9 protein-coding genes and 1 pseudogene are annotated in these 11594 nt (G+C 73.4%); 1 reads left to right on the forward strand and 9 read right to left on the reverse strand.

What is annotated here, in order from left to right:
* The 5 genes from H6H00_RS14715 to H6H00_RS14735 all read right to left on the reverse strand — a co-directional run bounded on the left by H6H00_RS14715 (position 1) and on the right by H6H00_RS14735 (position 6116).
* Positions 1–1416 (reverse strand): hypothetical protein, encoded by a 1416-nt coding sequence (locus H6H00_RS14715; RefSeq protein ID WP_185721805.1) that lies wholly within the window; start codon positions 1414–1416, stop codon positions 1–3.
* Positions 1413–2891, reverse strand: a complete 1479-nt coding sequence (locus H6H00_RS14720; RefSeq protein WP_185721806.1) for a lipid II flippase MurJ — start codon at positions 2889–2891, stop codon at positions 1413–1415. Before H6H00_RS14720 ends, H6H00_RS14715 begins: the two co-directional genes overlap by 4 nt.
* Positions 2892–3101: 210 nt before the next feature.
* Positions 3102–3866: a GumC domain-containing protein gene (locus H6H00_RS14725; protein WP_185721807.1), complete on the reverse strand. Its 765-nt coding sequence runs from the start codon at positions 3864–3866 to the stop codon at positions 3102–3104.
* Between the two features lie 100 nt (positions 3867–3966).
* The gene (locus H6H00_RS14730; RefSeq protein ID WP_255425755.1) at positions 3967–5085 is read right to left on the reverse strand and encodes a DegT/DnrJ/EryC1/StrS family aminotransferase; all 1119 of its coding nucleotides are present in this window, start codon (positions 5083–5085) and stop codon (positions 3967–3969) included.
* A complete protein-coding gene (locus H6H00_RS14735; protein ID WP_185721808.1) occupies positions 5082–6116 on the reverse strand; it encodes a Gfo/Idh/MocA family protein in 1035 nt (344 codons plus the stop codon). The genes H6H00_RS14730 and H6H00_RS14735 overlap by 4 nt, the downstream gene beginning before the upstream one ends.
* A gap of 238 nt (positions 6117–6354) precedes the next feature.
* Between H6H00_RS14735 and H6H00_RS14740 the strand changes: the two genes are divergently transcribed.
* Entirely contained in the window at positions 6355–7056 is a 702-nt protein-coding gene (locus H6H00_RS14740) for a hypothetical protein (RefSeq protein ID WP_185721809.1), read from the forward strand.
* Here H6H00_RS14740 and H6H00_RS14745 read toward each other — a convergent pair.
* From H6H00_RS14745 to H6H00_RS14760, 4 genes and pseudogenes are all read right to left on the reverse strand, one after another.
* Positions 7053–7898, reverse strand: coding sequence for an NUDIX hydrolase (locus H6H00_RS14745; protein ID WP_185721810.1), 846 nt, complete (start codon positions 7896–7898; stop codon positions 7053–7055). The genes H6H00_RS14740 and H6H00_RS14745 overlap by 4 nt on opposite strands.
* On the reverse strand, positions 7895–10228 hold the full coding sequence (locus H6H00_RS14750) for an RNA degradosome polyphosphate kinase (protein ID WP_255425756.1): 2334 nt from the start codon (positions 10226–10228) through the stop codon (positions 7895–7897). Before H6H00_RS14750 ends, H6H00_RS14745 begins: the two co-directional genes overlap by 4 nt.
* 87 nt (positions 10229–10315) lie before the next feature.
* Positions 10316–10945, reverse strand: coding sequence for a 2-phospho-L-lactate guanylyltransferase (cofC, locus tag H6H00_RS14755; RefSeq protein WP_185721811.1), 630 nt, complete (start codon positions 10943–10945; stop codon positions 10316–10318).
* Between the two features lie 34 nt (positions 10946–10979).
* Positions 10980–11567 (reverse strand): annotated as a pseudogene (locus H6H00_RS14760) (sugar transferase); the annotation flags it as partial.
* Between the last annotated feature and the right edge of the window lie 27 nt (positions 11568–11594).

Raw genomic sequence — 11594 nt, forward strand, 5'->3', positions numbered from 1 at the left:
TCACGACGGTGTTCGGGCATCGACCCTCCCGCTGATGATGGCCATGAAGAGGAAGAGCAGTTCACCCGTGCCGCGGAGTACCAGGTGGATGTCGATCACGGAGAGCAGCAGGACCATCCACCAGGCCGCCACCAGCGTCGACGCATAGGCGCCCGTGACGTCCGGCCGGCAGGACTGCTCGCCTGACTCGCGCAGGACCACGACCGAGAGCCAGCCGAACGCCGCGAGCAGTGGGAGACCACCGACCCACAGCAACTGCAGGTAGCCGTACTCGAGGTAGATCACCTCACGCCACGTCTCGGGCGCCGGCAGGACCGAGTCGGGGGAGATGCCGAGCAGCACGTTGCCGTCGAGCAGCCGGGGGAGATAGAAGCTCACGAGGTTGTCCCAGCGGCCGAGCCAGCTGCGCGGCACGCCGAACCCGTCGCCGAACTGGGACAGCCGCAACACGAACGCCGGCAGTCCGACGACGAGGGCGACGGCGGCGAGGGGGAGCAGCCGCACCACGGTCCGGCGCAGCGCCGGGTTCTCCCGTAGCAGCACGACCGCCACCACCACCGCGGACGCCCAGGTGGAGAACTGGCCCGCGGCGAGCACCCCGGCGGCGAGCAGCAGGCCCAGGACGGTCCGTTCGACACTCCCGATCAAGTCCCGGACGACCAGCGACGTCAGCAGCGCCAGGGCCAGCACGACGTAGTCTCCGGTCGCGATGGACGAGGCAAAGGTCGTGGTGCCCCGTTCGGTGAGGTACGCCGGGTCGCCGCCGCCGGTCCACAGCGTGGACAGCAGGTCGATGACCGGGGGGAAACCCGCCGTCTGCAGCACGGCGATCAGCGCGACGACCGCAGCCGGCCATGTGACCACCCGTGCCAGCCGGAGCAGGTCGCGGTCCGTCCGCACCGCGAGCCGCACGAGCAGGAACAGCCCCGCCAGCTTGCAGATCGGCAGCAGCGCGGTCAGTTCCGTCCCGGTCGGGACCAGCCCGCGCAGCAGCAAGGAGACCACGGGCCAGAGCGTCGACAGCAGCACGAAGACAAACAGCGGAACGTCCAGCGCGCTCTGCCGCACTCCGGACGACCCGCCCCGGACCAGCCGCCCGTAGCCGCCGGCCAGCGCGCCGGCCAGCACCAGCACCAGGAGGGCCTCGTTGGGCCGGACGAACGGGATGAGCTGGTCGCGCTCGATGCCGGACAGGAACGGCAGAGCCGCCATGTAGACGTACACCGCGGCGGCCGGACGGAATGCGGTGACGGCCAGGAGCACGACCGCCCCCACGGCCCCGACGGCGACGACGCCGCCGAACGCTCCGACGAGCCCGGCCAGCAGGGCCGCGAGCAGCACGGCGGCCGGAGCCCACACCGATCGGCGGCCGAGCACCGTGGACGGGCCGCGCGGGACGAGCGGCGGCGTGCTCACGACGCACCCCGCAACCGGCTGCCCACGGCCGTCGACGCCAACACGAACAGCGCCCCGGCCAGCGCGGTCAACGGCACCGCGACGGCAAGATCCAGCAGGCGTCCGCCCTCGCCGGTCCCGGTCAGCACCACGCCCGCGCAGATCACCGGAAGGATCACGACGGCGCCGGCCCCGGTCGCGGCCGCACCTGCGAGATCCACCAGGGCTGCCGGCCGGATGGCCCGGCCGATCAGCACGGTCGCGGTCGCGGCCGCGGCGGCGTCGGCCAGCAGGACAGCTCCGCACAGTGCGACCAACCTCGGCGGGCCGGCCGGGAGGAGGAGGCAGGCCGATCCGGCCAGCACCGTCGAGACGAAGCCGACGACCCCGGCCAGCCGCGGGCCGGTGACGTCCAACCGGGCGAAGAGGGCCTGCCGGCCGATCTCGTGGACCCCGGCGGCCAGCTGGGCGACCCCGAGCACCGCGATGCAGGCGGCGAGCGTCGGGATCAGCTCCGGCGTGCGGAGCTCACCGTTGGCCAGCACGTCCGCGACGAGTCCGGCGAATCCCACGAGGACGCACAGCGCGGGCACCCCGACCGTGAGGCCGTAGGACAGTGCCTGGCGCCACGCCGCGGCGTAGCCGACGTCGTCACCCGCCTTGGCCGCCCCGGACAGCCCCGGCAGGGCCGCGGTCGTGACGGCCCTGGCGCCGAGTGCGGAGGGCACGCTGTAGACGGCGTAGGCCATCTGGAGCACGAGCACACCGCCACGCACCGTCGCCGACAGGGCGAGCAGGACGTAGAAGGCGCCGGACGGGAGGGCCGCCACCGCGATCGACCGCCGCAGGCGCTGCGCCGCCTGCCCGGCCGCGGGGTCGGAACGCCATCCGCGGGCGGGGCGTATCGAGAGGCCGACGCGGGCGGTCCCGATGACCTGCGCGGCCGCGTGCGCCGCGACCGAGAGCGTGGCGCCGGTACCGAGCAGGACGACCAGCCCGGTGGGGGCCTCCCCGACGTCGAGACCGGCCCCGTGGACGGCCGCGGCGACGGCCATGGTGATCATCAGCCCGATGTTCTCCAGTGCCGGGGCCGCGGCGGCGAGCGCGAACCGCTTCCGGGCCTGCTGGGCCGCCGCGCCGAGCGCCGCGACCGTGTAGAGCACCACCTGCGGTGCGACGAACACCAGCATGATCTGCGTGAGTCGCAGCGACTCGGCGCGTTCCGGCTCCGCCGAGACCCCCAGCGTGAGGGACCAGGCCAGTACCGGCGAGGCCAGCACGAGGAGCAGGGCCAGCGCGGCGGACGTGGTGACCAGCAGCCCGCTGAGTCTGCGCAGGAGCAGCGCGCTCGCACCCACTCCCCGCTCGGCCAGCGAGCCGACGACGGCGGGCACGACCACCAGCGCCAGCACCGGCCCCGCGACGATCGAGTAGATCAGGGCCGGGACCGTGTTGGTGGCCAGGAACGTGTTGGCGAGGAAGGTGGGTCCGAGCACGGCGCCGACCACGACCACCCGCAGCAGCCCGGTGATCCGACTGATCAGGGTCCAGATCGCGACGGTCGCCGAACTTCGGGCAGTGGACGGGCCCGGTCCGACAACGGCGGTGCCGGTCCGGGCGACCCGGCGGACTGCGCGGTGGCGACCCGCCCGACCGGGGTGCGCCCGGCCGGGAGGGCGAAGCGAGGTGCTGATGACCCGGCCCCCTCAGCGGCGGATCTGTCGCCGAACCATGACGGCGAGGGCGAGCGCCGCGACCAGGAGTGCGGTGAGCCCGCCGGTGGCCGCGGTGACGAGCGGGCCGGTGCTCACCGGGTCGACCTCGGCGTACGGCGGGACCAGCACCCGTGCCCCGGGACCGGCGAGGTCGCTGAGCGCGATCTCGTCGAGCTGCGTGCGCAGCTGCTGTTCCCGGGCGACGAGCGGTGCCAGCTCGTCCTGGCGGTCGGCGTCGGTCCGGGCCTGGGCGATGCGGTCGAGCACCTCCGTGAGCTGCCCCTCGATGTACCCGCGGACGTCCGCCCGCGCGTCGTTGTTCGACACGGCGAGGTACTGCGTGACGATGGCGTCGAGTATCCGGGTGGCGACCTCCGGGTCGGTGTCCCGGAACTCGATCTGGATGACCTCGCTCTCCTCGACGACCGTGGTCGTCAACGCCTCGGCGAGGTCCTCGACGGGGACCCCGGTCTGGGACGCCACCGGACCGAGGACGGTGCGGCTGGTCAGCAGCACCAGCTGGGTGCTCAGGTTGCGGTCCTCGCGCAGGAAGCCGGTCGGCTGCTCACGGGTCAGTGCGTAGAGGACGTCCGCGTGTGCCGCGTAGCGGGTCGGGAGCAACGCACCGATGCCGTACCCGGCGCTGGTCGCCGCGACGACGAGCACCACGGTGAACAGGGCGAACGTCGTCCACACACGCCGGGTCGGCCGCGTGCGGTCCGGGGGCGTCGGTGCCCTGTCGTCGTCCGTCGACACGCGCTGACCTCCGTTGGTGGCGCGGACGGATCGCGGGTCGGGTGCGCCCGTGGGGATGTCGATGGCCGCCGTGTCCTCGACACGGCCGAACGTCGGACGGTCACCGGCAGGCATGTTCACGCTCCCCCAGTACGGCGCAGACGCGGTCGACCCGGTCGATCTCGAGCGTGGGGTACATCGGGAGCGAGAGGATGGTCCCGGCCGCATCCTCGGCCACCGGGCAGGCCGAGGTGGCGAAGTCGGCGAACGCGGGCTGCAGGTGGCACGGGACCGGGTAGTGGATGCCCCAACCGACGCCGTGGGCGTCGAGTGCGGTGGTGGCCGCCGCCCGATCGGGCACCCGCACGACCCCGAGATGGTGCACGGACTCCGCGAGCGGGTGCTGGGCGACCGGCACGCAATCGGCGGGGAGGTGCTCCCGGTAGCGCTCCATCGCCCGCCGCCTGCGGACGTTGTCGTCGTCGAGGCCGGGAAGCTTGATCCCCAGCACCGCGGCCTGGAGGGAGTCCAGCCTGCTGTTGCGCCCCGAGGCCTCGTGGACGTGTCGGTCGGTGACGCTGCGCCCGTGATTGGCGAGCAGTCGGACGCGGGCGGCCAGCGCGGCGTCATCGGAGACGACGGCTCCGCCGTCACCGAACGCGCCCAGGTTCTTGCCGGGATAGAAGCTGAACGCCGCAGCCACACCGACGCTGCCGGCCCGGCGGCCGGCGAACCGGGCCCCGTGTGCCTGCGCGGCGTCCTCGATCAACGCGACGCCGTGACGCCCGGTCACCTCGGCCAGCCGGTCGATGTCGACCATCTGCCCGTACAGGTGCACGGCGACGACCGCGGCGGTGCGGGGTCCGATCGCGTCGGCGACCGCGTCGGCGTCGACGAGCAGCGTGTCGGGCCGCACGTCGACGAACCGGGGACGGGCACCGACCGTGCACACCGCCTCCGCCGTGGCGACGAACGTGTTGGCCGGGACGATCACCTCGTCCCCCGCCCCGATCCCGAGGGCGGTGAGGATCAGCTCGAGCGCGTCGGTGCCGTTCGCGACTCCGACGCAGTGCCCGCTGCCGCAGTAGCGGGCGAAGTCGGCCTCGAACGCGGCGACCTCGGGGCCGCCGACGAAGTGGCCGTGGCCCAGCACGGACTTCCACGCGACATCGAGATCGCCGCGGAGGGGGGTGTTGACGCCGTCGAGGTCCAGGAAGGGGATCGGTCCGCGGCCGGTCACGACGCCACCCGCTCGCCGATGCGGACGGTTCCGCCGCTGTCCCGCGCCACGTCGGTGGCGCTGAGCACCCGCACGATGTCGAGGCCGCGTCGTCCCGGCGTGTTCGGCGTCGATCCGTTCCGCACGCAGTCGACGAAGTGCTGGTCCTGCACCCTCAGTGGTTCGTCGAACGGGATGTAGGGCGAGGTGATGTCGCCGAAGCGGTAGGTCATCGGCATCGCATGGGCCGAGGCGGGGTCGTCGATCTCGGCCGGGTCGACACCGATGTCGTAGATCCGGATGCGTTCGTTGTCCGACATGTCGTCGTAGACGGCCATCTTCCGTTCCCCGACGATGGTGACGCGACGGACCTTGTTCGGGTTGAGCCAGCTCACGTGGACGACCGCGTGGGTGTTCGCGCGCTCGAACTGGAGGCGCACGTGGGCGACGTCGGCGTGGCGGGAGCCGATGTTGCACTGCGCCCACACGCTGGTCGCGCTCGGCATCTCGTCGAACAGGTACGACACGATCGAGATGTCGTGCGGCGCGAGATCCCAGATCACGTTGACGTCGCTCTGGTAGCGCCCCAGGCTCAGTCGCGCCGTGTCGATGTGCAGGATCCGGCCCAGGGTGCCGGACCGCACGATGCCCTTCAGCGTGCGGACGGCGGCGTTGTACTCGAAGGTGTGCCCGACCATGAGGGTCGCCTGCCGCGACGCGGACGTCTCCACGAGGAGTTCGGCATCGGCGACGGAGGTGGCGAGCGGCTTCTCGACGAGGGTGTGCCGGCCGGCCTCGAGTGCCGCCACCGCGACGTGCGTGTGCGCGGAAGGGGGCGTGGCGACGACCACCGCGTCGACGTCGTCCAGCACCGCGTCGAGGGAGGTGGCGAGCCGGGCGGCGGGGTAGTGGCCGGCCGCCTCGGCGAGGCGGTGGTCGTTCTCGTCGACCACGGTGACGGCGACGTCGGGGAGGCTGCTCAGCACGCGAACGTGCTTGGACCCCCAGTACCCGTAACCGACGACGGCGACGTAGGTCGTACCGGCTGCCATCGGGCTCCCATCGTGGAGATCGTCGTACGTGAGGTCCAGGTGAGTCCTGCGTTCATCGGACGTTCGGCAGAGGTCGTTACGTTCTGCGCCCGTCACCACGAACGGGTCAACCCGCACCACGGACGGACGAGATCACCCGGCATCCGGAGCCGCGCTGGCACGATTCCGGGCACAGGGAGGCATCACCCCGCCGGACGGCGGGCGAATGCCGTGCCGGGATCCGACGTGGAGGTCATCCGTGCTGGCCCGTTGTGCGCTCGGACTGGTGATCGGCCTGATGCTGGCGTGCCAGCCGGGCGGGGTGGTGCGTGAGCCGGTTCCCGCCGTCGCTGCCGTGGCGCGGGCGGTCGACGAGCCACCGGGCGCCGCGCTGCCGGCGGGGGACGACTGTGCGCGCGCGATCGGCCGAGATCCCTGGGAGCCCCGGCCGGACAACCGGGTCCCGAACCACCACGTCCCGCCCGGGCCCGTCGATTCCCGGAGCTGGGCCGAGCCACGTGCGGAGGTCCTGCGCAGCCGGGTCACCGGCCGGTTCACCGGGACGACCGACGAGATCATCCGGTGGGCGTCGTGCAAGTGGGGCTTCGATCCCGACGTCACCCGGGCCCAGGCGGTCCAGGAGAGCGCGTGGCACCAGTCGGCACGGGGGGACGGCGGGGCGAGCCACGGGCTGCTGCAGATCAAGTCGACGGTCTGGACCGGCACCTTTCCCTGGTCCGCGGCCAGCACCGCGTTCAACGTGGACTGGTCCCTCGGCCTGCGCCGTGCCTGCTTCGAGGGGTATCTCTTCGGTGAGCACGGCAGCCGCGGAGACCTGTGGGGCTGTGTGGGCGCGCACTACTCGGGACAATGGCGCGACCCGTCCGCACTGGCCTACATCGCCGAGGTGCGTGGGCACCTCGCGCGCCGCGAGTGGCGAGAGTGGCCCGGTGGGGTCTAGCCGGTGGGGCGGGCGTAGTGGTCCGACGACGTCAGCTCGCCCTTCGTGAAGCCCAGCACCCAGGTGCTGGCCTTGCGGGACGGCACGTCGTCGGCGCCGGTCAGGGTGCCGACGACGTCGGGGATCACGCCGCCCTGGCTGCAGATCACCGTGACGCCGGGCCGGGCGGCGAGCTCGTGGAAGCGGGCGAGGCCGGCGGCGGGGTCGGCCCAGTAGCCCTCCTCGCCGAGCAGCGGCTCGTCGTCGACCGGCATCCCCAGCGGCGCCACCGTCGCGCGGCAGCGGACGGGCGGGGCGGAGGCGACGCGGTCGGGGCCGTAGAGGGGGAGCAGGTCGGCGAGGTGGCGGGCCTGCTCGTGGCCGGTGCCCGACAGCGGGCGGTCGTCGTCGTGGCCGTCCCACTGGGCGCGGTTGCCGGCCTTGGCGTGGCGGACGAGGAGCACCAGCGAGTCGGGGACGCCGATGTCGACGAAGCGGGCCAGTACGTCGAGGTCGCGGCGGTAGGACAGCAGGCGCGCGGCCTGCTCCGGGGAGCACCAGCGCAGCTCGTCGGTCTCCTCGTTCGCCTCGAACGCCCCCGCGCACGCCTCGGCCGCCCAGAACCGCACGGTCTTGGGGCCCTCCGGCACCTCGTAGTGGATGTCGCACAGCCGGGGGCCGAGCCGGGCGCGGAAGCCGGTCTCCTCGGCCACCTCGCGGACGGCGGCGGCGGGCATCGACTCGCCGCGGTCGAGCTTGCCCTTGGGCAGCGACCAGTCGTCGTAGCGGGGACGGTGGACCACCGCCAGCTCCACGCCGGAGGCGGTCCGCCGCCAGAGCACGGCACCTGCGGCGAGGATCATTCCGCTTCGGCGATCACGGCGTGGCGCAGCATCATCTCCGCCTGGTGGTCGCGCACCGGCGAGACCCCGGAGTCGAGCGGCGGCGAGGGCTCCCAGCGCCCGTCGTCCTGCAGCGTCCAGCAGCGGGTGGCCGGGTCCATGCAGCCGTCGAGCATGTCGCCGAGCTGCGCGGCCAGCTTCGGGTCGGCCACACGGAGCAGCACCTCGACGCGGCGGTCGAGGTTGCGGTGCATCATGTCGGCGCTGCCGATCCAGTACTCCTGCGCCGAGCCGAAGTGGAAGACCCGGCTGTGCTCCAGGAACCGCCCCAGGATCGAGCGGACGGAGATGTTCTCGCTCAGGCCCGCGCGGCCGGGGCGCAGCGCGCAGATGCCGCGCACGACCACGTCGACGGGCACGCCCGCCTGCGACGCCCGGTACAGCGCGTCGATGACCTGCTCGTCGACCAGCGAGTTGACCTTGATCCGGACCCGCGCCGTCGTGTCGCCGGAGCGGTGCGCGTCGATCTCGTCCTCGATGCGCCGCACGATGCCGCGCCGCACGCCGTAGGGCGCGACGAGCAGCGACCGGTAGGAGGTCTGGCGCGAGTAGCCGGTGAGGGAGTTGAACAGGTCGGTGAGGTCGGCGCCGATCGTCGGGTCGGCGGTGAGCACGCCGACGTCCTCGTACAGGCGCGCCGTCTTGGGGTGGTAGTTGCCGGTGCCGATGTGGCAGTAGCGGCGGATCGACTCGCCCTCCTGCCGCACCACCAGCGAGGTCTTGCAGTGCGTCTTGAGCCCGACGAGCCCGTAGACGACGTGCACGCCCGCCTTCTCCAGCTCGCGTGCCCAGCGGATGTTGGCCTGCTCGTCGAACCGCGCCTTGATCTCCACCAGCGCGACGACCTGCTTGCCGGCCGCGGCGGCGTCGACCAGCGCGTCGACGATCGGGGAGTCGCCGGAGGTCCGGTAGAGCGTCTGCTTGATCGCCAGCACGTGCGGGTCGGCCGCGGCCTGCTCGATGAACCGCTGCACCGACGTGGAGAACGAGTCGTAGGGGTGGTGCACCAGCACGTCGCCCTCGCGCAGGGTGGCGAAGATGCTGCGCGGCGTCTCGCGCTCGGCGAACGCGGGGTGCGTCGCGGGGACGAACGGGTCGTCCTTGAGGTCGGGCCGGTCGACGGCGTGCACGGCCCACAGCGCGGTGAGGTCGAGCAGGCCCGGCACCGTGACGACGTCGCCGGGGTGCACGTCGAGCTCGCGCAGCAGCAGCTCCAGGACGTGCTCGCTCATGGTGTCGGTGACCTCGAGGCGCACCGGCGGCCCGAAGCGGCGCCGCGCGAGCTCGCGCTCGAGGCTCTGCAGCAGGTCCTCGTCGCGGTCCTCCTCGACCTCGACGTCGGCGTTGCGGGTGACGCGGAACGGGTGGACCTCGGCGACCTCCATCCCCATGAACAGGTCGCCCAGGTGCGCGGAGATGAGGTCCTCGATGGGCAGGAACGTGATCGTGTCGTCCTCGGTGGCCACCTGCACCAGCCGCGGCACGTTGTTGGGCACCTTGACGCGCGCGAACCGCTCGGTGCGGCCCTCCGGGTCGCGGACGGTGACCGCGAGGTTGAGCGAGAGCCCGGAGATGTAGGGGAACGGGTGCGCCGGGTCGACGGCCAGCGGCGTCAGCACCGGGAAGACCTGCGCGGAGAAGTACGCGCTGAGCCGGACGCGCTGGTCGTCGGACAGGTCGCTCCAGCGCAGGATGTTGACGCCCTCCGCGGCCAGCTCGGGGCGGACGTGGTCGAGGAACACCCGCGCGTGCGCCTCGGAGATCGCCTGGCTGCGGGTGGCGATGCGGGACAGCTGCGTGGTGGGGGACAGGCCGTCGGCGCTGCGGACGGCGAGGCCGGTGTCGTCGCGGCGCTTCAGCCCGGCGACGCGGACCATGTAGAACTCGTCGAGGTTGCTCGCGAAGATCGCCAGGAACTTGGCGCGCTCGAGCAGCGGCTGGCTGGTGTCCTCGGCGAGCGCGAGCACGCGGGCGTTGAAGTCGAGCCAGGACAGCTCGCGGTTGAGGTACCGGTCGTCGGGCAGGCCCGAGTGCGGGGCCGGGGTGCGGGCCGGCGGGCTGACGGGCACGGCCGCGGCGCCCGCGGAGTCGGTGCGGGCCCCGGTGGCGGCGGCCGTCGGGCCGGGCTGGGTCGGGATCTCGGGCCGGGCGTCGGCGGTGGTCGTGGTGCCGTTCACCGGCCGGGCGGCGGCGTGCACCCGCCGCGTCGACGGCCGTGGGGATCGGCGCGCACCCTTCCCGGCCTTGCGGCGGCCGCCCGACGCCGGTTCCGGGACCGCTGAGCCGTTCACGTCTTCACCCACACCGGCATTGTTCCCCACCGGGACGGGTGTGACGCCAGTGCTGCACCGTCATCCGGGTGAACTCGACCACCGGGGTCAGTGGGGCGAGCACGGCACCAGGACGGCGCGGGTGTGCGCGCCGAGCCCGACGTCGGCGGCCGCGCCGAGGTCCTCGGGGGTGTCGACGTCGCGCCGCAGGCCGGGCCAGTCGCCGTCGAGCGCGACCGCGCCCGACAGCGCGTGCCCGGCCGCGGAGCCCACGCCGAAGCGGGGATCGAGGTCGGTGCCGGGGGCGGCGAGCAGCAGCGTGGTGCCGGTGCCGTCGGCGTCGGCGCAGAACGCCCGCGCGTGCCCGGCCGCGGCGGTGATCGCGGCGTCGAGCTCGGCGGGGCGCAGGGCGGGCAGATCGGCCTGCAGGGCGCCCACCGCGCCGTCGGGCCGCCGGGCGCGCAGCAGCGCGGCGCCGTGGGCGTAGGCGGCGTTGAGGCCGGGGACGGGGCCGTCGGGGACGACCTCGATCCCGAGCGCGGCCAGCGCGGCGGCCACCACCGGGTCGGAGCTGACGACGAGCAGCCGGTCGACGAGCCGGGCGTCGCGGGCGGCGGCCACGGTGTCGTGGGCCAGCGCGAGGGTCAGCCGGGCGTGGGCGGCGGGATCGTCACCGGCGGCACCCCGGAGCCGGGTCTTCGCCTCGGTCAGCCGCTTGACCGGCACCACCAGATCCACGGGCCCATCGTCGCACCGCGGCGGGCGGGGTGGGTCAGTAGGCGCCGCGGCCACCGAGGACGGCGCGGGCGGTGCCGGCGACGATCTGCAGCTCCAGGCGGAGGTTCCACTCGTCGACGTAGCGCAGGTCGAGGGCGATCGACTCGTCCCACGACAGGTCGCTGCGGCCGCTGACCTGCCACAGGCCGGTCATGCCCGGGCGCACCGACAGGCGGCGGCGCTCCTCGGCGGTGTAGGTCTCGGCCTCCTGCGGGAGCGGGGGGCGCGGGCCGATGAGCGACATCGAGCCGTTGAGGACGTTGAACAGCTGGGGGAGCTCGTCGATCGAGTAGCGGCGCAGCAGGCCGCCGACGCGGGTGATCCGCGGGTCGCGGCGCATCTTGAACAGCGGGCCGGCGCCCTCGTCGTCGGCGGCGAGCAGGGCGCGGTGCGTCTCCGCGTCGACGATCATCGAGCGGAACTTGACCATGCGGAACGCGCGGCCGTCGCGGCCGATGCGGGTCTGGAGGAAGAACACGGGGCCGCCGTCGAGCTTCACGGCGAGGGCCACGACGAGCAGCACGGGCGCGACGAGGAGCAGCAGCAGCGCGGTGGCGGTGACGTCCACCACGATCTTCGCGATCCCGACGAACCCGCGGGCGGCACGGCC

The sequence above is a fragment of the Pseudonocardia petroleophila genome (assembly GCF_014235185.1).
GTDB classification, from domain to species: domain Bacteria; phylum Actinomycetota; class Actinomycetes; order Mycobacteriales; family Pseudonocardiaceae; genus Pseudonocardia; species Pseudonocardia petroleophila.